Genomic DNA, 25,144 nt, shown 5'->3' on the forward strand with positions numbered 1-25,144 from the left:
ATGAACCAAACAGAACTTACAGAAAGTGCAATAGCATTATTGAAAGAATTGATTTCAATTGAATCTTTTTCCAAAGAGGAAGATAAAACCGCAGATGCTATACAGGCTTGGTTGGGAAAATACAATATCCCAACAGATAGGGACCTCAACAATATCATCGCCAAGAATAAATATTGGGACGAATCAAAACCCACATTACTTTTAAACTCTCATCACGATACTGTAAAACCAAATACTGCATATACCAAAGACCCATTTCTACCACATATTGAAGATGGCAAACTATTTGGGTTAGGTAGTAATGATGCTGGTGGACCTTTAGTTTCCCTATTGGCGACTTTCGTTACATATTACAACTCTGAAAATCTCAACCATAATATTTTAATGGTAGCTTCTGCAGAAGAAGAAAATGCTGGGGAAAATAGCCTACGTGGATTATTGCCAAAATTGCCTCATATTGATGTTGCAATTGTTGGTGAACCTACCTTAATGCAACTTGCCATAGCCGAAAAGGGCCTTGTAGTTTTTGATGCCGTAATAAAAGGCACACCATCACATGCAGCGCACCCCAACGAGGACAATGCTATTTATAAGTCAATCAAAGTATTAGATTGGTTCAAAAATTATAAATTCGAGAAAAGCTCTGAAGCTTTGGGCGATGTAAAAATGACCGTTACCCAAATAAATGCTGGAACGCAGCATAACGTAGTACCTGCACAGGTTGATTTAGTAGTTGATGTAAGGGTCAACGATGCCTATAGCAATAAAGAAATTGCAGATTTGCTAAAGAAGGATGCTCCATGCGAATTAAAGGAACGATCTTTGCGTCTAAATTCATCGAAAATAAATAAAGACCATCCGTTAGTGCAGTCTGGCATTGCGTTAGGTAGAACAACTTATGGCTCACCTACTCTTTCTGATCAGGCAGCGTTAAGTTGTCAATCTTTAAAATTAGGCCCAGGAGATAGCACACGTTCTCATTCTGCCAATGAATTTATCTATGTTGATGAAATTGTAGAAGGTATTGATTTGTATATTAAAATATTAAAAGGATTTTTGCACTAAGCTTTCAGCTAGCAATTAATAAATTATAAAGAGCTAACAGTATCTTCAATTTAATGAAATTGATATTTGCTCTTGAACTTGAACTTGACTTATGAAACTCTGGGATAAAGGATTTAGCACCGATAAGAAAATAGACCATTTTACGGTAGGAAATGATAGAGAACTTGATTTGCATTTAGCAAAGTATGATGTAATTGCATCTAAAGCCCACGCTAAAATGCTAGGTGAAATTGGTTTAATAACTCCCAAAGAAACCAAAGAACTTGTAAATGAGCTAAATCATATTGCAGCTAGAATTGAAAAGGGTACATTTTCTATAGAGAAATCTTTTGAGGACATGCATTCAAAAATTGAATACATGCTTACCCTTAGTTTAGGCGATACAGGTAAAAAAATACATACGGCAAGATCTAGAAACGATCAAGTTTTAGTGGCAATGCATCTTTATCTAAAAGATGAACTAGATGAAATAAAATCAATGACCAAATCGCTTTTTAACCTTCTTCTGGTAAAAGCGCAAGAACATAAAGATGTAATGTTGCCGGGTTATACCCACTTACAAATTGCTATGCCATCTTCTTTTGGACTTTGGTTTTCTGCTTATGCAGAAAGTTTAATAGATGATCTTTATTTTATTGAAGCAGCATATAAAGTTGCCGATCAAAACCCTTTAGGAAGTGCTGCAGGTTACGGTAGTTCATTTGCTATTGACCGCAGATTCACTACCAAAGAAATGGGCTTTAGTACCTTAAAATATAACGTAGTTGCCGCTCAAATGAGTAGAGGAAAAGCTGAAAAGGCTACCGCTTTCGGTATTGCCAACATTGCCGCTACCCTATCTAAAATGGCAATGGACATCTGCCTCTACATGAGTCAGAACTTCGATTTTATTTCATTCCCAGATGAATTGACTACAGGTTCTAGCATTATGCCACATAAGAAGAACCCAGATGTATTTGAATTAGTTCGTGGTAAATGTAATAAGCTACAATCTATACCCAATCAATTAACCTTAATCATCAATAACCTTCCGAGTGGTTACCATAGAGATTTGCAATTGGTGAAAGAAATAATTGTTCCGGCTATTCAAGATATGAAAGCTTGTTTAGAGATTTTGACGTTTAGTCTAAAAGAAATTAGAGTGAATAAAAACATTCTGGACGACCCAAAATACGACTACTTATTTAGTGTAGATACCTTAAATGAATTGGTACAGAACGGCATGCCATTTAGAGATGCTTACAAGAAAATGGGGCAAGAAATAAATGATGGTACGTTTACACCTAAAAGAGATATTCATCACACCCATGAAGGTAGTTTAGGTAATTTATGTTTAAAGGAAATTCATGATAAGATGAAAAAGGTTTAACTCACTTTTACATACTTATCTGAATATATTTTGGTAAACTGTGCTCCAAATGTTACTATTAAACTAGAATAGGACACCCATAGCATTACCAAAATTATACTGCCAGCTGCACCATATGTTGAACCTGGTTCTGCTTTACCAAAGTAAAATGCCAGTGCATATTTACCCACTAAAAATAAAAATGCAGTAAGTGCGGCACCAACTTTAACCGCTTTCCACCGCACATGGGTACTTGGCAAGTATTTAAACATTGCACCAAATAATAGGTAGATAAAGGTTAAGGAAATAACAATATCCAACACAAAACCTAGCTCCAACATTCCATCTGGCAAAAGTCTAGATAGTTCAGCAGAAAATGCCGACAAAAATGAGGTTAGCACAAAACTGATCAGAAGCAGAAATCCGAAAATAAGGATAAACCCAAATCCTTTTAAACGCATAAATAGCGTAGATAAAATTTCATTAGTGTACTTTGGTTTCGCTTTCCAAATATCGTTCAATGCGTTTTGTAATTGATAAAAAACACCAGTAGCACCATAAATTAATACTCCTACCCCCAAAATTGTAGCTACTATAGATGTATTCTCACTACCTCTATCCGCAATCATTTCTTGTATAGACTGGGCAGTTTCAGGTCCCATTGCAGACGAAATTTCAGCAAATAATTCTCCACGCACAATTTCCTTTCCCCAAATACCACCAACCAGTTCCAATATTAAAATAAGTAGACCTGGTAAAGATAAAATTGCATAATAAGCTATAACCGCACTTATTTGAAAAGGTTCTTTTTCCATCCAAGAATTATAGGTGTTAACCAATAATTTGGGTAGGTGTTGTAACCTGAACTTTAAAATTTGATTTTGACCATTTTTTCGCTTCATAAATATCCTCCTTTTATGGCATTAATAAAACTACGCTATGTTGTTTTTTGCCATTAATGTTATCGGACAAAATACTACCTCAACTGCTTATATGAGAAGACTATTTTCTATAGAACTGTTATTACTATTTGGAAAATAATGAAATTAGCATCCCCACTAATTTTAGCAAACTATGTCTAAGTGAAAGATTAATTTTGGCGAAGGCTTTAGTAAAGACTAATTACTTTTCAATAAATTATGAATGAATTCTAATTTATTCTTTACTGAATCAGATATAATAAAGGGATAAAGATCATCTTCACCCATTGACCTGTTCATACTATTCAATGCAAATAATAATGGAATACCGGTGTCCATTACCTTCTCAAAGCTAGTTTCTCTATACGGATCGAAACTGGCGTTTATTTTTAGATTTTTCTTAGCCGTTATCTTCGGATTAGTTTTGAGTCCGAAATTATATGCAGTCTCTAAAACATCTGTCAAATGCAAGTAGTGAGACCAGGTTTCAGCCCAATCTTCCCAAGGGTGAGAAGACGCATATTTGCTTATAAACCTTTGCTGCCAATTCGCTTGTGGACCGTTGTTGTAATAATTGTTCAAGGCATCACCATACGATATAGATTCATTACCGAATATATTTCTAAATTCTGCTAAAGTATCTGGTTTATCACGAACAAGTCTTTCCCAAAAATAATGACCTATTTCATGCCTAAAATGACCAAGAAGTGTTCTATAACGCTCAGACATTTGCTTTTTAATCTGCTCACGAACAACCGGATCCGCTTCTGATATCAACAAGGTTATTACACCATTGGCATGACCTGTCTTTATGTCCTTAGACGCTTCTGGTAAATCTTCTTTCGCCAAGAAATCAAAACAAAAGCCTTTTATCTCATCTGTTGTTTTACTGACCACAGGTAATTTAAAACGTAATAATTGATAGACTAATCTGTGTTTAGCAATTTCAATATGCTTCCACTTAATTAAATTATCATCTTCTAAAATATGGGGAATTGTTCTATTTAAGGAACATGCCAGACAGTATTCATTACCCCTAGAAACATCTACTAGCCAATTACAGACATTATGATTGTAATTTTTACAGTACCTATAGGTCTTGTCCTCCAACTCTGGAACATTCCATTGAGATGCTTTCGAATCTAAGGAAACTGTCTTATTATAATACGAAGAATATCCTAAAAGATAACCACAGTTTACACATGTGTTATTTTCAAAAACAACCGTATTCTTACAATTTGTACACTGAAATAATTTCATATATCCTGAAGTCTTATAACCAGACGAGAACCAGGTGTTATTTAATCATCTTAAGGTTTATAACCTCTTGATCCGTTAAATACCTCCAGTGTCCTCTTGGTAAGTCTTTTTTAGTAAGACCACCATAAACAACCCTGTCAAGCTTTTGAACCTTATACCCTAAGGTTTCGAACAAACGCTCAACAATTTTATTTCTAGAACTAAATATTTCTATTCCTACTTCTCGTTTAGGAGCATCGGCAATAAAACTAACATCTTGCACTCTCACTACTTTTTCGTCAACTATGACTCCTTCTTGAATTTTCTTTAGATCGGCGCTTCTTAATTCTTGCTCCAATACTAAATGATAAATTTTACGCATACCATTTATAGGGCTCTTAAGCACCTTCGTCATGTTACCGTCATTGGTAAATAAAAGTAACCCAGTATGTTCTTTCTCCAATTTATCTATTGGTAGCAATTTTGATTTGGACGCACTAGATATCAATCCAGATACATGTCTTTTTCCTTTTTCGTCACGTATAGTTGTAACAAAATCTTTTGGCTTATTAAGCAACACGTATTCTTTCTTAACAGGATTTAATAATTGACCGTCGAATTTTACTTCATCGCTCAACTTCACCTTATACCCCATTTCTGTGATAGGCTTCCCATTAACAGTTACATTACCTGCAGAAATATAAATATCCGCATCTCTTCTAGAACATACTCCAGAATTTGCTACATATTTATTAAGTCTAATAGAATTTGGATCCATTGGCTTACTCGGCGTCACATTTTTCTTAATGGGCGCATTACCTCGAGCATAGCTCTTTTTTTTGAAATTACCTCCTTGTCTGCCTGAAGCATTCTTTCCCCTATTAGAATCATCCCTACTCATAACTGTACTAATTTTGTACAAAGGTAGGAAATTGCATTGCCGTTCAAATAGTTATATGTAACATATTACGAACAACTATAGTATTCTGTTTAAAACCAGGTCTACATCTATTAAAAGAATACTAAAGACACCCATTACAATAATAAGTTTAAGAATATTATGTAGCCATACATAGTCTTTTCGTACTTGGGCTTTAAAAAGCAGAAATATAAACAATACCATTAGTATCACACAAAGCACAAAATAGAAGTTCATATATCCCACATCAAACTTAAATATTAGAAGTAAAGCTGGTACAAGGGTCAATAATATTAAAAAAGTTATTAGCAATTTAGATGTTCGCGCTCCGTATATAATGGGAATAGTTTTATAATTCTGAGCTAGATCTCCAGAAATGTTCTCCAAATCTTTTATCATCTCTCGTGCAAGAATCAATAAAAAGAGAAATACAGCATGTACAAATATGACTGGTTGCAAATTCTTATAATACACAAAGATTACAAAGAAAGGGGTAATCGCCAGGGTAGCTGAAATGAAATTACCTAGAAAAGGTATTTTTTTCAACTTATGAGAATAAATCCAAATGCCAAAAATATAAGATGAGAAAAAGAAAACAGCTCTAAAAGAAACATAACTAGCCGCTATGACTGCCATGAAATTTAATACAAAATATGTTGTTAGCTTAAATCGTTGACTCACCAAACGATCCAACATACTTTTACGAGGTTTGTTGATTAGGTCTTTTTCGGCGTCGTAAAAATTATTTATAATATACCCGCCCGCAATTACCATGGCTGAAGCCAAGACAATTACAAAAAGGTTAAGATCTAAAACCACTTTACGTACTGGCAATTCTGGTGCCAAAATATAAATAGACGCCAAATATTGAGCTAAAGCTATAACAAGTATGTTATACCCTCTAACTACTGAAAACAGACTCAGTACTTTTAAAAGTAAGAGCTTATTTTTTCTATTAAGCATTTTGGAAATTACCTAAAAATTATAAACTACTTCCAGTTTATAATCTTTTAACGCAGTTTTAGCTTTTTCTAAATCTTCTGTAAAACCTAGAATATAACCACCACCACCTGAGCCGCAAAGTTTTAAATAGTAATCATTAGTATCTATACCATTTTTCCATAAGTCATGAAACTTTGCTGGTATCATAGGTTTGAAATTATCTAAAACAACATGTGACAATTGTTTTAGATTACCGAACAGTGATTGAATATTGCCGTTTACAAAATCTTCTACACAAGCATCTGTGTGCTTTATAAACTGATTTTTTAGCATTTTTCTAAATCCATCATTTTTCATTTGTTCCATGAAAATCTGAACCATTGGGGCTGTTTCACCAATAATACCACTATCTAATAAAAATACCGCTCCTTTACCTTCTGCATTCTGAGAAGGTATGCTGGTAGACTCAATATTATCTTTAGAATTTATTAAAATAGGAAGACTTAAATAACTGTTTAATGGATCAAGACCAGAAGATTTACCATGAAAGAACGACTCCATTTTACCGAATATCGTTTTAAGCTTCAATAATTTTTCTCTAGTTAAATTCTCTAAAACCGTTATTTTATCTTGAGCGTATTTATCATAAATAGCTGCTACAAGAGCACCACTACTACCTACGCCATAGCCCTGTGGTATAGAACTATCAAAATACATACCTTCGGCAACATCTCTATTTAAAAGATCTAAATCAAAAGAAACCAAACTAGGCTCTTCAATTGTAAGATTTTTTAAATATTGAGCAAATGCTTCTAAGCTTTTATTAGATTTTGTTGCCTCTTTAGACACACTAGAATCAGATTTCAAAGCTCCTTTATAGAAATTATAAGGTATTGATAATCCTTTGGAATCTTTAATGATACCATACTCCCCGAAGAGAAGAATTTTTGAATAAAAAAGAGGTCCTTTCATTTTTAAAAACTAAACAGATATTGAAACTTAAGTATAAATATAATCAAAGATTCATATAAAGTTGAACGTTTTACCTTAAATGGTTAAACAAAATAGACGAATCATTTATCTACCAACGTTTTTTACCAAATAATAGTACTATAAACACCTACAACTTCTTAGCACCCAGACCAATTCGATCACAAATATACTGTCCATTTTGGCAAAAAGGAACTAACTTCTCTTTAATAAACGGAAAAACGACATCTTTTTCATTTTCCGGATAAAGTACGTGCACATTGGCACCCGCATCTAAAGTAAAACAAACATGAGTATTAGATTCCTCTCTAAACTTCCAAATTTCATTAATAATGGAGAGTGTATTTGGCTTCATTAATATAAAATAAGGATTACTAGTCATCATCATTGCATGTAATGTTAGCGCCTCACTTTCAACTATACTTATAAAATCAATTAAATTACCATCTGCCAAAACCTTACCAAGTTTTTCCAAATTTGTATGCGCCTGATCAAACCTTTGCGTCGCAAATGGGTGTCCATGCATGAGTTCATGACCCACCGTACTACTCACTTGCTTCTCTCCTTTATCAACCAATAAAATGGTATCATGAAAATTATTGAATATTTCATGTACCTCATAAGGATATTTTATTCCATATAAGTTTGAGCTCCCCTTAATTGAAGATGTTTCACCCCATTGTACCAACGGACCTTCAATGCTACGGCATGCACTACCCGAACCTAAACGAGATAAAAATGATACTTTTCTATTAAAATCATTAGTTGTAATATTAGGTAAGAACGTTTTTTCCATCTCCATAAAGCACAATGCCAAAGCAGACATACCACTTGCAGATGATGCTATACCACTACTATGTGGAAAAGAATTAGATGTATTTATTATAAAATGATAGTCTTTCAAAAATGGCAAATACGCCACTATTCTTTTTAAGAACGTATTTATTTTTGGTTTAAATTCTTCTTTTGCCTCTCCTTCAAACAATAGGTCGAACGAAAATTCATCACTATGCTGTGCCTTCTTTTTATAATGTACACAAGTTTTTGTTACACATGCAGCCAACGTAAAACTAATAGATGGATTTGCAGGAATTTGATTTTCTCTTTTTCCCCAATACTTTACTAAAGCAATATTACTTGGAGAAGAATAGGTTACAGAACCTTCTTCTTTCAATGTGGTATATGGAGCTGGAATAAAATCTTTTTCTGACATTGAATATTCAATTTGTGCAAATATAGTTTTTAGGGCTATCAATTGAAATAAATCCTTATTTTAGAGGTAAACACCGACCTATTGAAAAGAAAGCTTACTTACGTTTTTATTGGTATTTTATTATGTACCACCATTGGATTTCTCAGCAGCGTTGTTACGCAAAGCTCTGTAAACGATTGGTATATGACGTTGAACAAGCCAAGCTTTAGTCCCCCAAATTGGATCTTTGCTCCTGTTTGGAGTGTATTATATATTATGATGGGAATTTCTGCAGGTTGGGTTTGGGCGAAAGGCTTTCATCATAAGTATGTAAAAACCGGACTCTATCATTTTGGTTTTCAACTTCTTTTAAATGGTTTATGGAGTATTGTTTTCTTTGGACTAAAGCAGCCCCTTTTAGCGCTTCTGATAATAATTACATTATTAATTATTCTTGGGTTAACCATTAAATGGTTTAACGTTGTCAGTAAATTAGCCGCCGCTCTATTGGTCCCTTATTTTCTATGGCTATGTTTTGCTACAGCTTTGAACTATAAAATTTGGGAATTAAATTAACTCAGTTCTATTAATTTGGTCAAGGTTCTATAATTTCTGGTAGTTGCTAAAACCTTCAACTTTCGCTCAATTAGATTGTTATTTAATTTTGCTTTTCCGTAGCCAGCTTTACACTTGAGATAAATACAAGTATCAGCTATTACAAATTCTTCATTATCAAAAGATTCTGATTCAAAACTATTTAATTCATCTTTATTTGGTTTATTCTTGAGAAGAACAAAATAGATTTGCTTTCTTAAGATTTCGTCATCTGTAATGAACGGATTATGGTTTAGTATTCCTTGTAAAACAGAAACGGTTTTTACTATTACCGGTACATTAAACCCAAACTCGTTTAAAATAGCTTTTGAAAGTAGTTCTTCTAATTCTACCGTATTATCTAAAGTACTATTAAAGACAATATTTCCACTTTGAATGTATGTTTTAACTTGTTGAAGTTTTAAGTCCTCACATAACTTTTTAAGTTGGGTCATTACAATCTTATGCTTACCACTAACATTTATTCCTCTTAAAAATGCTACATAAGTTGTCATATCAATCAAAATTATTATTCAAATCTTCTACCACTCCCTTAGCGGCAATATACCCCCCTGTCCAAGCATTTTGAAAATTGAACCCACCTGTTATCGCATCAACATTTATAATTTCGCCTGCAAAATATAGGCTAGGTAAAATTTTACTTTCATAGGTTTTAAAGTTGACCTCCTTTAAATCTACACCTCCGGCAGTTACAAATTCTTCTTTAAATGTACTCTTTCCATTTACTTGAAAAATACCGGCAGTTAACTGCTCGGCTAGTGTTTGCAATTGTTGTTTACTAACTTCTGGCCACGTAGTTGTATCGTCTATACCAGATGCTTTTACCAAGTTAACCCATAACCGTTTTGGTATATCTAGTACTTTAGATCTTAAGATGGTCTTCTTTTCTACCTGCTTAACTTGTAAAAGCAACTCCAACAATCCGTCTTTATGATATTCTGGCACCCAGTTCACTTGAATTTTAAATTGATAATTATATGCCTCTAAAACTCTGGCACCCCATGCAGAAAGCTTTAAAATAGCCGGACCACTCATACCCCAATGGGTAATCAATAATGGACCTTCTGAGGTTAAAGTAGAAATATCTGATTTATGTAGTTTTACTTTTTTACCAAAGTTCTTTTTAGGAACAACATGCACTTCTGCCTGTGTAGCTACGCCAGGAATAGTCGATATGCGCTCATCTTTAATATTAAAAGTAAATAATGATGGTACTGGCGAAACAATACTATGCCCTAGAGCTTCAATATAGCCCCACATTTTAGGATTGCTTCCTGTTGCCAGAATTAGCTTTTTAGAGGTCAAAGAACTATCACCAACGGCAACCTTCCATTTCTTTTTTCCTGCCTCTTCAATTTGTTCAATACCGGTAACGGAGCAATGTGTTTTTACTTGAATACCTAATCTATCTACTTCTGAAACAAAGCAATCGATTATGGTCTGTGAAGAATTACTTACAGGAAACATTCTACCATCGTCTTCAATTTTTAAAGCGACACCACGTTCCTCAAAAAAACCAACGGTATCTCCACTGGCATAAGTATGAAATGGACCTAAAAGCTCCTTTTCTCCTCTTGGATAATTTTTACTTAAATCAGCCGGGTTAAATTCTGCATGGGTAACATTACAACGCCCGCCACCAGAGACTTTTACTTTGGTAAGAACCTCTTTACCTCGCTCCAAAATTGCAATCTTGGTATTAGGTCTATTCTCCGCAACATGTATTGCCGCATAAAAACCTGCCGCACCACCTCCAATTATTAGAACGTCGTACATTATTTTACACGTTCAGGGAAATTTGTAATAATACCGTCTACTCCTATATGTTTCATGGCATCAATATCTGATGGCTCATTTACCGTCCAAGTATATATTTTAAAACCGGCATCACGAATTTCATTTGCCTTCTCTAAATCTAAATTTTTAAAATATGGATTTATCGCAACAGCATTTAATTCTTTGGCAACTGCAATTGCATCAACAGGATTTTCTTCGGTCAATACTGCTATAGCTACCTTAGGATTACGTTTACGCATTTCCTTTAGCTCATCCAAATTAAAACTTGAGATTATGAAATTGTCTGGAGACCAATTCTTTTTCTCTATATAATAATTCATTATAAAATTAACCTTGTCCGCAGTACCAGCACCTTTCAACTCAATGTTCAATGCAACTTTATTATTAATAAGCTTTAGTACATCTTGCAGCATTGGTATTTTATGACCGCCTTCAACAATTACCTTGTTCAAGTCAGTAATATAATAATCTTCAATATTGCCAGGAGCGTTTGTTAACCGTTCTAAAGTATCATCATGAAAAACTACAATCTCTCCACTTTTTATCTTGAAAACATCAATTTCTATCATATCAACACCCAAATCCATTGCTTTTTGAATAGATGGTAGGGTATTTTCAGTTTCGTGCCCCATGGCTCCTCTATGACCAATAACTAAAGGTTCTTTCATATTACAGGATGCTAACGTGATACATATTAAGACTAGAACTATTCTTTTGAGCATGTTTTAAAATTTTAATTCAAAAATAAAAGATTCTAAAGGATTTAGACTGATTGCAACATGACCTTCACCATTTTCTATTCGCAATGAATTAGAATGACCATAAAGTGCATCTTGTAAAGCATAGGTACCTTCCTTTAATTTCCAGTTCTTCATTAAATCTACAGGTAATTTTAAATCGAACGAAAAATGGTCGTTAGCATCAAAATTGGAAACAATAATTAGTTTTTGATTATCTGACCAACGAACATAAGATAATACCCTATGATTGTAATTTTCTGTAATTTCTTTATTGTAAAAATGAATTTCCCGATAAGCTCCCATTAAAGCTTCACTACTAATAGTGAAATTTAATAATCGCTTGTAAAAATCTCTAAGTTCAGTTTCTTGGGGTGTTGATTGTCCCCCATCGTATTTCTTATTATTAACCCATCTTTGGTGATGGGGAACACCTATATAATCGAAAATAGACGTTCTTGACGGACTCCCAAAACCAGCATTTTCCGCAGCTGGCTCGCCTACCTCTTGACCAAAATAAATCATGGTCGGCGAAGTACTTATTGTTGCCGAAACCACCATTGCCGGTCTACCAATTTCTGCATTACCAACAAATTCTGGACTTGCAATACGTTGCTCATCATGATTTTCTAAAAAATGGAGCATATGATGTTCTATATCTTGTAAACCATTTTGTACCACCGGTAAATGATCAGACCAACCGTAGCCTTTCATTATATGCTTTAACCCGTCATAAAAATCGACCTTATCATATAGGTAATCCATTTTTCCCTTATGAATATAAGTTCTATACAAGTCTGGATTATATACTTCTGCCATAATAAAGGCATCAGGGTTTTTCATTTTTATAGAAGAATTCATAAAGCTCCAAAATTCTACAGGAACCATTTCTGCCATGTCATATCTAAAACCATCTACACCCATTTCTAACCAATACAGCGCTACATCTCTAAACTTTCGCCAAGAGCTAGGAACCACTCTTTTCTTCCAGTAATTAAAATGTTCCATATAATCTTTCTCCCCAAAATCATTAGGTAGCATATCAAAATCTAATCCGCCATCTGGTCTTACACCATAATTTATACGAACGGTCTCATACCAATCGTTCATATCTGGTTGCGGACTTCTAGACCCATTTCCTGTCCATTTCGCCGGAATCTCAACTAGTTTTGTATTTGCAAATTCTGGAATATCCCCACCTAAAGGTGTATACCCATCTCGCCACACTGGGTGCTGAAATTCGGTATTTGGAATGTAATAAAAATTATTATCCTTTTGATATTCTACCGATGTATCATCTCCAAATCCAAAATCGGAAACACCCTTTGGATTCGTCTTGCCTTCATATTTTCTTGCAACATGATTAGGCACAATATCAATGATAACTTTTAGACCTGTCTTATGCGTACGATTTATTAAAGATTTGAACTCAGTTAATCTTTTAGATGGGTCTTTAGCCAAATCTGGGTTAACATTGTAATAATCTTTAACCGCATAGGGCGAACCTGCCCTACCTTTAACTACCGTTGGGTCATCATTTGATATACCATATTCCGTATAATCATTAATGACCGCATGGTGCGGTATACCTGTATACCAAATATGGGTAATGCCTAAGTCTTTAATTTCTGAAAGCGCCTTCTTGGTGAAATCGGCAAACTTACCTACTCCGTTCTCTTCAATAGTGCCCCAAGGTTTGTTGTTGGTATTCGTATTTCCAAAAAGTCTAGTAAATACATGATAAATAACAATTTTACTATTCATGGGGCATTTTCAATTTTTATGATTTAAAACACTGTACAAATTATACCGTAATCAACTCATCTGGATACAATGATACTTTCTTACCATTTACCCGAATAGATACTTCCTCTGTACCCGATAGCTGAAAAGTTGTATTCTCTGCAGTCACTTTTACTTTAATAATTCTATTTCTAAAATTGACTTTAAAGGAATATGTCTTCCATTGATTTGGAATTTGAGGTTTAAAGGATAGTTTATCATTTACAATACGCATACCTCCAAATCCTTCAACAATACTCATCCAAGTACCTGCCATAGAAGTAATGTGCAAGCCTTCTTCTACTTCTTTATTGTAGTCATCCAAATCTAATCTAGACGTTCTTAGATAGAAATTATACGCCTGCTCCATTCTACCTAATTTAGCAGCTTGTATACTATGCACACACGGTGATAGCGAAGATTCATGAACTGTAAATGGTTCATAAAAATCAAAATGTCTTTCAAGATCTTCAGTTGAAAAATCTTCTTCGAAAAAGTAAAATCCTTGTAAAACATCTGCCTGCTTAATGTACGGGGACCTTAAAATCCTATCCCAACTCCATTTTTGATTTATAGGTCTATCTGATTTTGGCAATTCACTAACCTTTACCAAATCTTTATCTAAAAAACCATCTTGTTGTAAAAACACGCCATATTCTTTCGAATATGGGAAGTACATTTTACTAGCTACTTTTTTCCATTTACCACACTCTCTATCGGTAAGTTTTGTTTTACCAACAATTCTATGATAATCATCTGGGTAGCCATTTTTAACTTTTTCTAATTGTGTAAGCGTATAATTTATACACCATTTTGCCAAGTAATTTGTATACCAGTTATTATTGACATTGTTTTCATATTCATTTGGTCCAGTAACCCCAAGCATCACGTATTTATTCTTGACCTTTGATAAGTTTACACGCTGATGCCAAAATCTAGAAATACCAATTAAAACTTCTAATCCCATTTCTGGTATATAGCTATAATCACCGGTATATCTAAAATAATTATGGATAGCAAAAGCTATAGCCCCGTTTCTATGAATTTCCTCAAAAGTAATTTCCCATTCATTATGGCATTCTTCACCATTCATGGTTACCATTGGGTACAATGCAGCACCATTAGAAAAGCCTAATTTTTTAGCATTCTCAATTGCTTTCTCTAAATGGTTATAACGATACTTTAATAATTTTCTAGCAACCTTATCATCTTTTGTTGCCATATAAAAAGGAATACAATAAGCTTCAGTATCCCAATACGTACTACCTCCATACTTCTCACCTGTAAATCCTTTTGGACCAATATTCAGTCTAGAATCCGTACCTAGGTAAGTCTGATTTAATTGAAATATATTAAAACGTATACCCTGCTGTGCTTTAATATCTCCCTTAATAACAATATCGCTCATTTCCCAAATAGCCGCCCAAGCAGCTATTTGCTTTTTCAACAAACCTTTAAAACCTAATTCACTTACTTCACTCAAGCTATTTTTGGCAACCTTTACCAAGTCATCTTTAGGATGATTTCTTGCAACCGTATACCCGCCATACTTTGTTAAAGTAATTGATTCGTTGGCTTTTACATTTTGCTCAAACTTAAGGGAAACAAAATTATCTGTCTTTTCAGCTGGGACACTTGAAACATTTTTATCGCCATATGAAACTGAGGCCTGCATGAAAGTACAGGTCTTAAATTCTGTTTTCATGGTATGTGCTTCAATAAAAGCACGATTATTCTCTGAGCTTACGTTTGTTGTATTCCAAAATTTATCATCCCAGTTACTATCCTCATTCGTAATTCCACTATCTAAATACGGCTCAAAAACTATTTTAGCATCTGTCTTTAAAACTTTAATAGTATATGATATTGCACCAACTTCGTCTACATCTAAGCTTAAAAAACGCTTAACCACTACATCAATTTCAATGTTATTAGAAGTCACCGCTTGAAAGCTACGGGTATAAACACCCTCTTTCATATTTAGCTCTCTTCTAAAACCAGAAACTTTTTTGCTTGTTGCCAAATCAAACTCTACACCATCAACAAGTACTTTAATGCCGATCCAATTAGGAGCATTCAAAACCTTTGCAAAATATTCTGGATATCCATTTTTCCACCAACCTACTCGGGTTTTATCTGGATAATACACCCCGGCAATATAACTTCCTTGAAAAGTTTCACCTGTATAGGTTTCCTCAAAATTGGCACGTTGCCCCATGGCACCATTACCGATGCTAAAAATACTTTCAGATGATTTAACATTTTCACTGTCAAAACCTTCCTCAATAATGCACCACTTATCTGGTTTTATATAATCTTGATTCATTAAATTAAAATTGAGTTTAAATCAAAAATAGAGCAACTATGAATAGGTACCCTTATTTATTTTTATGATTTTTATTAAGTAGTGATTCTAAAAATTCATCGCTTATTTCAGTGAAATCTTTAAAATTATATTTCGCTTCGTTGAGTATGGTATCCTCTCCAATGCCTATACTAATCATATTCGCGGCATTTGCTGCCTGAATTCCAGCAACTGCATCCTCGAAGACCACACATGAACTTGCCGTAACACCCAAATTACTAGCTGCAATTAAAAAGACCTCCGGATCTGGTTTTGCTTTAGTTACACTATTACCATCGACAATACTATCAAAATAAGGCAACAAATCAACCTTCTCCAATATTGGTCTGGCATTTTTACTAGCTGACCCCAATGCTATTGGCACATTCTTTTTCTTTAAATATTCTAAAACCCTTGGCACATCTGGTAGTATTTCACTAGCATCCATTTTTTCAATGTAAGCAAGATAATCTACATTCTTCTCTACCATCCAAGTATCAAACTGTTCTTGCGTTGCCGAAATGTTCCCGATATCTAATAGAATTTCTAAACATCGCTTTCTACTGACCCCTTTAAATAATTCATTTTGTTCCTTTGTAAATTCAAAACCTAATTCTTTAGCCAGTTTATGCCAAGCCAAATAATGATATTTGGCCGTATCAACTATAACACCGTCCAAGTCAAAAATAAACCCTACTTTTTCCATTATCGCAAAATATTAATTGATTGAAGAACCTCTTTTAATCAATGTTGCATTTATTATTTCCGTTTTAAACGGTTCCTCAATTACTTCTACTGACTCCATTCTATTAATCAAGAGCTTAGCCGCTAACTCTCCCATCTCTTGGCCATGTTGCGCAATAGTACTTAGTTTAGGAGATGAGTACCTAGACAATATACCATCTGTAAAGCCTATTATTGAAATATCACTCGGTACATTAAACCCTAAGTGTTGTATAACACTCATAGACTGAATGGCAAAAATCTCATTTACACATAACACGGCATCAATACTATTTTCTTTAAAAAATTTGGTCATAACATCCGTATTATCTATTTCATGAGGTAATGTCAAAATTAAATTCTGATCAATCTCAATATTATTTGACCTTAATGCCACCGCATATCCATCTTTTCTACTTTCACTAACATTAAAGTAATTCTCGGTTGTTATTAAAGCTATCTTCCTACAACCAGACTTAATAAAATGATTAACCGCCTCACAAGCTATTTCAGCATCATTTAATATAACCTTATCACACTCTATCTCTTCAGTGATGCGGTCAAAAAGGACTATGGGTATTCCTTGATCCAACAATTCCTTTAAATGGGTGAAGTCATTTCTTCTTTGTGTTTCCGCACTTAATGAAAGTATAAAACCATCTATACTACCATTTGCGAGCATCTCCATGTTTATAACCTCTTTATCAAAAGACTCATCAGAAATACAAACAATTACATTATATCCCATTTTATTGGCATACATTTCTATACCTCTAAAAACAGTTGTAAAAAAATGATGTACTATATCTGGTATAACAACACCTATATTTTTTGTTTTCTTGTTTTTAAGACTTAGCGCTATATTATTAGGACGGTAGTTATAGAATTTAGCAAATGCTTTTATTCTATCTTTAGTATCCTTACTAATCTCCTTGCTATTTTTCAATGCTTTTGATACAGTTGAAATGGAAACATCAAGTTCCCTAGCAATATCTTTTAAAGTAATTTTTGGTTTCAAAAAAAAGGATTTTAAAATTTTAAGATAAGAACTTAAATTCTTCTAAAAGTAAAAGTCGATTTTTTACTTCTATTTGGTAAATATATACAAAAAAGGATTTTACCTATCTTTGAAGAAATATCGTATATTCTCACTTTAGTTAGTGTAATTATAAGAATATAATAAATTTAGCTATTCACTATCATAATACTCGTAAAAAATAAAAGTTATCAACACGAAACCGTTTTCGTAACATTTAAACTTTGCTGATACTCTTATCAACAAGCCTTTTTACATATTTTTAACAATTGAAATTAAATTAACTCAACTTAAATTAACAATTTATGAAGATTACATTCCTAAAAAGTCTGTTGGTTCTTGGTGCATTTATGTGCTTCGGACTTGTTCAGGCGCAAGAAGTATCTGGAACTGTTTCAGATGCAAGTGGACCTTTACCAGGAGCTAGTGTTCTTGAAAAAGGAACAACCAATGGTACGCAAACAGATTTTGACGGTAATTACACATTGACCGCAGAAGAAGGAGCTGTACTTATTGTAAGTTACATTGGCTACAAAACTCAAGAAGTAGCAATCAACGGTAGAACTTCAATTAACTTCACTTTAGAAGAAGATGCAGAAGCTCTAGAAGAAGTTGTAATTATCGGTTACGGTACTACAACTGTAAAAGATGCTACCGGCTCAGTAACGGCTGTAACAGCTGAAGACTTTAACGGCGGAAATATTTCTTCGCCTGAGCAATTAATACAAGGTAAGACTGCCGGTGTTAACATACAGGAAACTAGTGGTGAGCCTGGAGCAGGAATTCAAATTAACATTAGAGGTTCTAATTCTGTTCGTGCAAACAACAACCCGTTGTTCGTAGTTGATGGTGTTCCATTAGGTGGAGGTGATACATCACCACAAGGTGAAACAGGTTTTGGTCAAAGTGCCGTTAAAAACCCATTGAACTTTATTAACCCTAATGATATTGAAAGTATCAGTATACTAAAAGATGCATCTGCAACGGCTATTTATGGTTCTCGTGGTGCAAATGGTGTTGTTATTATTACAACTAAAAGTGGAAAAGGTAGTAGCCAAGGTGTTTGGGACTTCTCTAGTTCTTTAAGTATCGCTACTGCAGCAAATACATTTGACCTTTTAGATTCTTCTGAATTTTTATCTGGTGTTACCGCAGTAGGTGGAGATGCTAGCGCTGTAAACTTTGGTGCCAATACAGACTGGCAACAAGTTGTATTAAGATCAACAGCTTCTCAAAACCAAAACCTTTCTTATTCTAAGAATTATGGTAGTGGTAATGTTAGAGCAACTTTTGGATACGGCAAACAATTTGGTATTGTTGAAAACTCTGATTTAGAAAGAATTACTGGTAGAGTAAATCTTAACCAAAGATTCTTAGATGATAAATTAGTTCTTGGTCTTCAAATGTCGATCGCTAGAATTAACGATTCTCAAGCACCTATTAGTGCGCAAGCAGGTGCTGCAGGTGATGTTCTGGGTGGTGCTTACGCTGCAAACCCAACATGGCCAGCTAATTCAGGATTTAATGCTGGCGGATTAAACGTGAATCCTCAAAATGCATTAGACAATACTCAAAACATTACTAATACTGATAGATACTTATTGAATGGATCTATTCAGTATAACTTTACTTCAGAAATTTCTGCAAAATTAAATGCAGGTTTAGATGTTGCTGAAGCTACAAATACTTCTGTAATCTCAAGAGACATCAATAACATTAACGGTGTTACTGATATAGGACGTGGTAACTACGGTGTTTTAGAAAGAAATAATAAAACTTTCGAAGCAACGGTAAACTACAATAAGGAATTTGAAAGCTCAAGCCTTGAAGCTTTAGTAGGTTTTGGTTACCAAGATTTCCAAACATTTGGTTTCAATGCAGGTGGTAGAGGTTATACTACTAGTGACTTGAATGCAATGGGGAGAAACTTAAGAAGTGCCGTAAGTGATTTACAGAATGCAGTTACTGGTTCTTATCAACAAGCTTATTACGCTCCAAATACTGGCGGTGTATTAGTAAACAGATTATTACCAACTGTTGTTGCTCAAGAAGCCTTGGGTACTACCCTAAACAGTTCAGTTACTTCTGTATTTACAAACTCGTTTGACAACACAGATGAATTACAGTCATTTTTTGCTAGATTAAACTACACATTAAACGACAAATACTTGTTTACGGCTACAATGAGAGCTGATGGTTCTTCTCGATTTGGACCAGAAAATCAATATGGCTACTTCCCTTCTGGTGCATTTGCATGGAAAATGAATGAAGAAGATTTTGTTGGTGAGAAAGTATCAACTCTTAAATTACGTTTAAGTGCAGGTATTACTGGTAACCAAGATGGTTTAGGATACGGTAATTTTGTAGCAAGACAACGTTTCTCAGATTTAACGGTTCAACAAAACCTTGATATTAACGCTAACGGTACGGCAATTGTTGCGACAGATAGACCTGACCTAAAATGGGAATCTTCTTTCAACTTAAATGCTGGTCTAGATTTTGGATTTAATAACGATCGCTTTAGTGGTAGTTTAGATGTATATAGAACTGAAACTACTGACGTTCTTTTACAAACACCACCTGCAGCACCTGCAGTTGATCCTTTCCAATTTCAAAACGTAGATGCTAGCATTATTAACCAAGGCGTTGAACTTGCTTTAGCTTACGATTTCGTAAGAACAGATGACGCAACTTTCTCTGCAGATTTCAATATTGCTTATAACAATAACGAAGTTCAGAACTTTGATGGTCTAATTGACACAGGTGCGGTTAACGGTCCTGGTTTATCAGGTGCGTTTGCACAACGTTTTGCTTCAGGTCAATCATTATATTCTTACTTCCTTCCTATTTTCGAAGGTTTTGATAGTAGTGGAAACCCAACGTATCAGGATGTGGATGGCAACGGTGTTGGCGATCCTTTTGGAGATAAAACTTTCGTTGGCGAAGATGCGTTACCAGATATTACTTCTGGTCTAAGTTTAAACTTAAAAGTAAAAGATTTCGATGCATCTGTATTTTTCCAAGGTCAATTTGGTTTCTCTGTATATAACAATACTGAAAATGCATATTTCACAGCAGGAGCACTTTCTAACTCTAGAAACGTAACTCAGAATGTATTGACAAGTGGTGAAAATCCAGGAGCTTCTGCTGATGCTTCTACTCGTTTCTTGGAAAAAGGAGATTTTGTTCGTTTCCAAAATGCAAGCATTGGTTACAATGTTCCATTATCTGGTGAAGGCGCTTTAAATTCTTTACGTTTTTCTATTACTGGTCAAAACCTTTTCTTAATTACTGATTATAGTGGTTTAGACCCAGAGGTTACTGCTAATACTGGTGATTTAGGTTCTGGTGTACCATCAAGAGGTATTGACTACGGTTCTTACCCAAGACCAAGAACATTCACTTTTGGTATTAACGCATCATTTTAATTAAAAAAAATTGTATATCATGAAAAATAATTTTAAAATCTTAACGCTTTCTATTCTATCGTTAGTAGGGGTTACCTCCTGTACCGACCTAGAAATAGAAGAAACAGATTCGATCATATCTGAAGGATTTCAAGGGTTGGCAGATCCGTCTTCTACTGTAACGAATCTTTACGGTTCTTTAGCTGGGCAGTATGCCGGTCAAGACAACTATTTTGCCTTGCAAGAGGTAACTTCAGATGAGCACTTAATCCCTACCCGTGGAGGTGACTGGGGTGATAATGGACTTTGGAGAGTTTTACACACACATGATTGGGATGGTCAACATGCTTTTATTGTTAACGTATTTCAATTATGGAACGGTAACCAATTACAAGCATCTCAAGTTTTAGATTCTAGAAGTAATCCATCAGCGACTAACATTGGTGATGCTAGCTTCATTAGAGCTTATAGTATGTGGGTTATATTGGATAATTATGGTCAAGTTCCTTACAGAGATACATCTTTGCCATCTACTTCTGTTCCAGAAGTATTGACAGGACAAGCTGCAGTTGATTTTATCCTTGCAGATATTGAAACTGCTATTGCAAATGCACCAGCAACATCAGCTGCTAGTGGAGATTCTAACCTAAGAGCTAGTAAGGCTGCCGCTAGATATTTAAAAGCTAAAGTTCTTTTGAACAAGCATATTTATGTTGGTGGTTCTCCTGATTCTGGCGATATGGCTGAAGTAGTTTCATTGGTTGATGCTATAGCAGCTGACGGTTATGCATTGCAAGATGGTTATTTTGACCTTTTCTTACCTGATGCAGATACAGAAACTATTTGGTCTTTAGAAGCGAATACTATTAACAAAGTAGTAATGGGTCTTCACTATAACAACACCAGTATTCAAGGTGGTGGTTGGAATGGCTTTAGTACTCTTGCTGAGTTTTACGACTTATTTGAAGGAGATTCTGAATCTAATGAATTAGATGCCGATCAAAACCCAGTTGACGGGCAAGAAGAACGTAGAGGTGGTGTTCCAACTGTAGGTGTAGCTTTTGCTGATCAACCTTATGCTTCTGAATTAGATGGATATGTAAATGGCTCAAATGTTGGTTATGGTTTCTTAATCAATCAACAATACGCTTTAGACGGTACGCCTCTAAAAGACCGACAAGGTGCTCCTCTTACTTTCAAAAGAGATTTTAAAGATGGTGCCGGTGCAGTTAACTTTATCAATAATGATGAAACAACTGGTATTAGAATTCAAAAGTATGCAGCTAGAAATGGTGAAGCTTCTATAAGCCATCAAATTGTATTCAGATACGCTGATGCTCACTTAATGAAAGCTGAAGCTATATTTAGAAGCGGTGGTGACCCAACAGCTATGATCAATGATTTAAGAACAATACGTAACACTCAAGAGTTGTTAGGAACTGTTTCTGAACAAGATATTTTAGATGAAAGAGGTAGAGAATTGTATCAAGAAGCATGGAGACGTAATGATTTAATTCGTTTCGGTCAATTTGGTAGAGACTGGTTGTTTAAAGCACCAGGAACTATTGACAATGATGCTTACAATGTTTTCCCTATTCCACCAGCACAATTACTTGCAAATCCTAACTTGGTTCAGAACCCAGGATACTAAGGATATATAATTTTAAGTTTAAGTTGAAAAGGCCTCCAATTTATTTTGGAGGCTTTTTTATTGGGTCATAACTTCTTTGAGATCAGTGAATAATTTATTAGGTTACCGACTGAATTGCGAATCTAACCTGTTGTATTTAGTATTAAAACACTTTAATATATAGGGTTTAAAAAGTTGTTACAACTAGATTATAATACAATATATAAGAAATCACCTATACACTTTATTTTTTAGCAGTTGAGTTTTGCTTAGAAATTCAGCAGGCCTTACCTAAGCTTTATAATAGCGCTGCTATACCATTCAACTACAAACTAAACTTCCCTAAACAAAACAGTAATTAATTAAAAAAGTAAGCCCCATCACTTAAAGTGATGGGGCTTACTTTTTTAAATCAACCTCTTATTATTTACTTAGCAAAATACACATATATACTAATAACAATTACACAAATCAGTATACCTGCTTGATTCACATATTTGTATGGAGTTATAGAAACTTGATCTGTATACTCTAAAACGAAAGGTTCTTTTCGTGGTCTAATAGCGCCAATAATCAGCATTATTATAATATTGGTAACAAATAATATAGCCATAATATGCAAGAAGTGAGGATATGCTTCTGCCTCAATTAATTTCAATTGCGCAGCATCGGTTATACCTTTAGCACTTGCATCTGCTAATGCTTCGTCCACAAATTTATTCTTTAGCCAGAACTGACTTATGATATATAAAGCAGATCCTGAAATAATACCCACTTTAGCCGCTATTGCCGGCACTCTCTTTGTCAAATAACCAACTACAATTATCGTAAAAATAGGAATACTATATATACCATTTATCTCTTGTAAATAATTGAATAAACTACCTGCATTTGCAATTAGCGGTGCTATAAACATAGCTGCCAATGCCAAACAGATTCCAAATATCTTTCCATATTTTACTACTGTAGTTTCTGAGGCATCAGGATTAATATGCTGCTTATAGATATCTATACCAAACAAAGTAACCGAACTATTTAGAACACTATTAAAAGAACTCAAAATAGCACCGAACAATACCGCTGCAAAAAAACCAACCAATGGTTTTGGCAACACTGCACGAACCAACTCTGGGTAAGCTAAATCACTAGAATCAAGACTGCCGTCAAAATAATGATACGCTATCATACCTGGCAATACTAATATTAACGGACCTAATATTTTTAAAAAAGAAGCCAATAACAATCCTTTTTGACCTTCAGCTAAGTTTTTTGCCCCTAATGCTCTTTGAATAATTTGTTGGTTTGTTCCCCAATAAAATAATTGCACTAACATCATACCTGTAAAAATGGTGGCAAAAGGTACTTCTTGTCCTGCATTCCCTGTAGAATCAAATCGTTCTGGGTTAGCACTAACTAACACATCTAATCCTCCAAATACGCTGCCATCGCCAATCGCCATTAATCCAAAAACGGGTATTAACAAACCACCGATCAACAAACCAACCGCATTAATTGAATCTGAAACCGCAACAGCTTTTAAACCTCCAAAAACAGCATACACTGAACCTATCAACCCAATTCCCCATATACAAATAACGAGAGCTGTACTGTCTGCGACCCCTAATAATGTAGGAACATCAAACATACCACTTATGGCAACCGAACCAGAATACAATATAACGGGAAGCAATACAACAACATAACCCGTAAGAAATAAACCAGAGGTTATTGTTTTTGTAGTTACATCAAACCGTTTGGCTAAAAATTGCGGCACCGTAGTTAATCCACCTTTTAAATATCTAGGTAACAGAAAAATAGCTGCCACAACAATAGCAATGGCCGCTAATGTTTCCCATGCCATAACAGATAAACCGTCTGTATATGCACTACCATTTAAACCTACAATTTGCTCTGTAGATAAATTGGTAAGCAATAGCGATCCCGCTATTACTCCGGCCGTCAAGCTTCGCCCTCCTAAAAAATAACCATCCGAGGTTTGTTCATCGGTCGTTCTGGTCGCGAAGTATGAAATTACAGCCACTAAAATAGTAAAGCCTAAAAAAGATAAAATCCCTATCATTTGTTGAGTTGTTTGTTAATTAGTCAAGGTTAAATATATTGGATTATTTCCATTACATCTAAAAACAGGCTGTAAAATCTCATTATTCATATTATACGATAGCTCCTATAACGTTTTCTTTAAAATTTAACGTGTAATTTCATTAAATAACCCTAGCAAACAGTAGGTATTTGGCTATCTTGCAATTTCATTTTTAAAGAACTATTTGGCTGACTATCAACTCAATTTTAATAGTTTACAAAAATCTGAATGGAATGCGAAATAGAGTAGCACAGATACTTTAAATTAATAGGCAGACTTATGACTGAATAGTCGTTAGTTTTCAATTAATAATTTAATATTCCTCATTATAAAAGAACATATAATGCCATCTCTAAT

19 protein-coding genes are annotated in these 25,144 nt (G+C 34.5%); 5 read left to right on the top strand and 14 right to left on the bottom strand.

The features are described 5' to 3' along the window. Together BM296_RS01345 and argH are read left to right on the top strand one after the other, a co-directional pair. Positions 1 to 1,065 carry a M20 family metallo-hydrolase gene (locus tag BM296_RS01345; protein ID WP_091900827.1) on the top strand — a complete coding sequence of 355 codons (1,065 nt, stop codon included), beginning with the start codon at positions 1 to 3 and terminating at the stop codon, positions 1,063 to 1,065. Positions 1,066 to 1,156: 91 nt separating this feature from the next. Then, complete coding sequence (gene argH / locus BM296_RS01350) at positions 1,157 to 2,434, top strand: argininosuccinate lyase (protein WP_027065960.1); 1,278 nt, start codon at positions 1,157 to 1,159, stop codon at positions 2,432 to 2,434. Here the strand turns inward: argH and BM296_RS01355 are convergent. From BM296_RS01355 to BM296_RS01380, 6 genes are all read right to left on the bottom strand, one after another. Next, positions 2,431 to 3,315 carry a YihY/virulence factor BrkB family protein gene (locus tag BM296_RS01355; protein WP_091900829.1) on the bottom strand — a complete coding sequence of 295 codons (885 nt, stop codon included), beginning with the start codon at positions 3,313 to 3,315 and terminating at the stop codon, positions 2,431 to 2,433. The genes argH and BM296_RS01355 overlap by 4 nt on opposite strands. A gap of 216 nt (positions 3,316 to 3,531) precedes the next feature. After that, positions 3,532 to 4,593 carry a zinc-binding metallopeptidase family protein gene (locus BM296_RS01360; RefSeq protein WP_091900831.1) on the bottom strand — a complete coding sequence of 354 codons (1,062 nt, stop codon included), beginning with the start codon at positions 4,591 to 4,593 and terminating at the stop codon, positions 3,532 to 3,534. A 37-nt stretch (positions 4,594 to 4,630) separates the two neighbouring features. After that, on the bottom strand, positions 4,631 to 5,473 hold the full coding sequence (locus BM296_RS01365; RefSeq protein WP_027065956.1) for a pseudouridine synthase: 843 nt from the start codon (positions 5,471 to 5,473) through the stop codon (positions 4,631 to 4,633). 75 nt (positions 5,474 to 5,548) lie between these two features. Continuing rightward, entirely contained in the window at positions 5,549 to 6,454 is a 906-nt protein-coding gene (locus BM296_RS01370; protein ID WP_091900833.1) for a geranylgeranylglycerol-phosphate geranylgeranyltransferase, read from the bottom strand. Between the two features lie 12 nt (positions 6,455 to 6,466). After that, positions 6,467 to 7,405 (bottom strand): mevalonate kinase family protein, encoded by a 939-nt coding sequence (locus BM296_RS01375; protein ID WP_091900835.1) that lies wholly within the window; start codon positions 7,403 to 7,405, stop codon positions 6,467 to 6,469. Positions 7,406 to 7,553: 148 nt separating this feature from the next. Then, on the bottom strand, positions 7,554 to 8,636 hold the full coding sequence (locus BM296_RS01380) for a diphosphomevalonate decarboxylase (protein WP_091900837.1): 1,083 nt from the start codon (positions 8,634 to 8,636) through the stop codon (positions 7,554 to 7,556). An 81-nt stretch (positions 8,637 to 8,717) separates the two neighbouring features. Here BM296_RS01380 and BM296_RS01385 point away from each other — a divergent pair, with 81 nt between their 5' ends. Further along, the gene (locus tag BM296_RS01385; RefSeq protein WP_091900839.1) at positions 8,718 to 9,191 is read left to right on the top strand and encodes a TspO/MBR family protein; all 474 of its coding nucleotides are present in this window, start codon (positions 8,718 to 8,720) and stop codon (positions 9,189 to 9,191) included. Here the strand turns inward: BM296_RS01385 and BM296_RS01390 are convergent. The 7 genes from BM296_RS01390 to BM296_RS01420 are packed head-to-tail and all read right to left on the bottom strand — an operon-like array spanning position 9,188 to position 17,649. Beyond that, positions 9,188 to 9,724 (bottom strand): DUF1697 domain-containing protein, encoded by a 537-nt coding sequence (locus BM296_RS01390; RefSeq protein WP_091900841.1) that lies wholly within the window; start codon positions 9,722 to 9,724, stop codon positions 9,188 to 9,190. The genes BM296_RS01385 and BM296_RS01390 overlap by 4 nt on opposite strands. Before the next feature lies 1 nt (position 9,725). Next, the gene (locus BM296_RS01395; protein WP_091900843.1) at positions 9,726 to 11,006 is read right to left on the bottom strand and encodes a BaiN/RdsA family NAD(P)/FAD-dependent oxidoreductase; all 1,281 of its coding nucleotides are present in this window, start codon (positions 11,004 to 11,006) and stop codon (positions 9,726 to 9,728) included. Beyond that, positions 11,006 to 11,695, bottom strand: coding sequence for a glycerophosphodiester phosphodiesterase (locus tag BM296_RS01400; RefSeq protein ID WP_245786952.1), 690 nt, complete (start codon positions 11,693 to 11,695; stop codon positions 11,006 to 11,008). The genes BM296_RS01395 and BM296_RS01400 overlap by 1 nt, the downstream gene beginning before the upstream one ends. A gap of 57 nt (positions 11,696 to 11,752) precedes the next feature. Next, a complete protein-coding gene (locus BM296_RS01405) occupies positions 11,753 to 13,528 on the bottom strand; it encodes an alpha-amylase family glycosyl hydrolase (protein WP_091900847.1) in 1,776 nt (591 codons plus the stop codon). Positions 13,529 to 13,568: 40 nt separating this feature from the next. Continuing rightward, positions 13,569 to 15,872 carry a maltose phosphorylase MdxK gene (locus BM296_RS01410; RefSeq protein WP_091900849.1) on the bottom strand — a complete coding sequence of 768 codons (2,304 nt, stop codon included), beginning with the start codon at positions 15,870 to 15,872 and terminating at the stop codon, positions 13,569 to 13,571. A gap of 52 nt (positions 15,873 to 15,924) precedes the next feature. Beyond that, the gene (gene pgmB / locus BM296_RS01415; protein ID WP_091900851.1) at positions 15,925 to 16,596 is read right to left on the bottom strand and encodes a beta-phosphoglucomutase; all 672 of its coding nucleotides are present in this window, start codon (positions 16,594 to 16,596) and stop codon (positions 15,925 to 15,927) included. Positions 16,597 to 16,608: 12 nt separating this feature from the next. Then, complete coding sequence (locus tag BM296_RS01420; RefSeq protein WP_143099031.1) at positions 16,609 to 17,649, bottom strand: LacI family DNA-binding transcriptional regulator; 1,041 nt, start codon at positions 17,647 to 17,649, stop codon at positions 16,609 to 16,611. A 305-nt stretch (positions 17,650 to 17,954) separates the two neighbouring features. Between BM296_RS01420 and BM296_RS01425 the strand changes: the two genes are divergently transcribed. Both BM296_RS01425 and BM296_RS01430 read left to right on the top strand, forming a co-directional pair. Continuing rightward, positions 17,955 to 21,077, top strand: a complete 3,123-nt coding sequence (locus BM296_RS01425) for a SusC/RagA family TonB-linked outer membrane protein (protein ID WP_091900855.1) — start codon at positions 17,955 to 17,957, stop codon at positions 21,075 to 21,077. Positions 21,078 to 21,096: 19 nt separating this feature from the next. Further along, positions 21,097 to 22,707, top strand: coding sequence for a RagB/SusD family nutrient uptake outer membrane protein (locus BM296_RS01430; RefSeq protein ID WP_091900857.1), 1,611 nt, complete (start codon positions 21,097 to 21,099; stop codon positions 22,705 to 22,707). A 406-nt stretch (positions 22,708 to 23,113) separates the two neighbouring features. Here BM296_RS01430 and BM296_RS01435 read toward each other — a convergent pair whose 3' ends face one another. Then, positions 23,114 to 24,766, bottom strand: coding sequence for a solute:sodium symporter family transporter (locus BM296_RS01435; protein ID WP_091900859.1), 1,653 nt, complete (start codon positions 24,764 to 24,766; stop codon positions 23,114 to 23,116). Positions 24,767 to 25,144: the final 378 nt, after the last annotated feature.

The sequence above is a fragment of the Maribacter stanieri genome (genome assembly GCF_900112245.1).
Taxonomy (GTDB): Bacteria; Bacteroidota; Bacteroidia; order Flavobacteriales; family Flavobacteriaceae; genus Maribacter; species Maribacter stanieri.

Coding starts and splice junctions, on each gene's coding strand:
- BM296_RS01345 (WP_091900827.1), top strand. CDS start 1: ATGAACCAAACAGAACTTACAGAAAGTGCAATAGCATTATTGAAAGAA.
- argH (WP_027065960.1), top strand. CDS start 1,157: ATGAAACTCTGGGATAAAGGATTTAGCACCGATAAGAAAATAGACCAT.
- BM296_RS01355 (WP_091900829.1), bottom strand. CDS start 3,315: ATGAAGCGAAAAAATGGTCAAAATCAAATTTTAAAGTTCAGGTTACAA.
- BM296_RS01360 (WP_091900831.1), bottom strand. CDS start 4,593: ATGAAATTATTTCAGTGTACAAATTGTAAGAATACGGTTGTTTTTGAA.
- BM296_RS01365 (WP_027065956.1), bottom strand. CDS start 5,473: ATGAGTAGGGATGATTCTAATAGGGGAAAGAATGCTTCAGGCAGACAA.
- BM296_RS01370 (WP_091900833.1), bottom strand. CDS start 6,454: ATGCTTAATAGAAAAAATAAGCTCTTACTTTTAAAAGTACTGAGTCTG.
- BM296_RS01375 (WP_091900835.1), bottom strand. CDS start 7,405: ATGAAAGGACCTCTTTTTTATTCAAAAATTCTTCTCTTCGGGGAGTAT.
- BM296_RS01380 (WP_091900837.1), bottom strand. CDS start 8,636: ATGTCAGAAAAAGATTTTATTCCAGCTCCATATACCACATTGAAAGAA.
- BM296_RS01390 (WP_091900841.1), bottom strand. CDS start 9,724: ATGACAACTTATGTAGCATTTTTAAGAGGAATAAATGTTAGTGGTAAG.
- BM296_RS01395 (WP_091900843.1), bottom strand. CDS start 11,006: ATGTACGACGTTCTAATAATTGGAGGTGGTGCGGCAGGTTTTTATGCG.
- BM296_RS01400 (WP_245786952.1), bottom strand. CDS start 11,695: ATGAAAGAACCTTTAGTTATTGGTCATAGAGGAGCCATGGGGCACGAA.
- BM296_RS01405 (WP_091900847.1), bottom strand. CDS start 13,528: ATGAATAGTAAAATTGTTATTTATCATGTATTTACTAGACTTTTTGGA.
- BM296_RS01410 (WP_091900849.1), bottom strand. CDS start 15,872: ATGAATCAAGATTATATAAAACCAGATAAGTGGTGCATTATTGAGGAA.
- pgmB (WP_091900851.1), bottom strand. CDS start 16,596: ATGGAAAAAGTAGGGTTTATTTTTGACTTGGACGGTGTTATAGTTGAT.
- BM296_RS01425 (WP_091900855.1), top strand. CDS start 17,955: ATGAAGATTACATTCCTAAAAAGTCTGTTGGTTCTTGGTGCATTTATG.
- BM296_RS01430 (WP_091900857.1), top strand. CDS start 21,097: ATGAAAAATAATTTTAAAATCTTAACGCTTTCTATTCTATCGTTAGTA.
- BM296_RS01435 (WP_091900859.1), bottom strand. CDS start 24,766: ATGATAGGGATTTTATCTTTTTTAGGCTTTACTATTTTAGTGGCTGTA.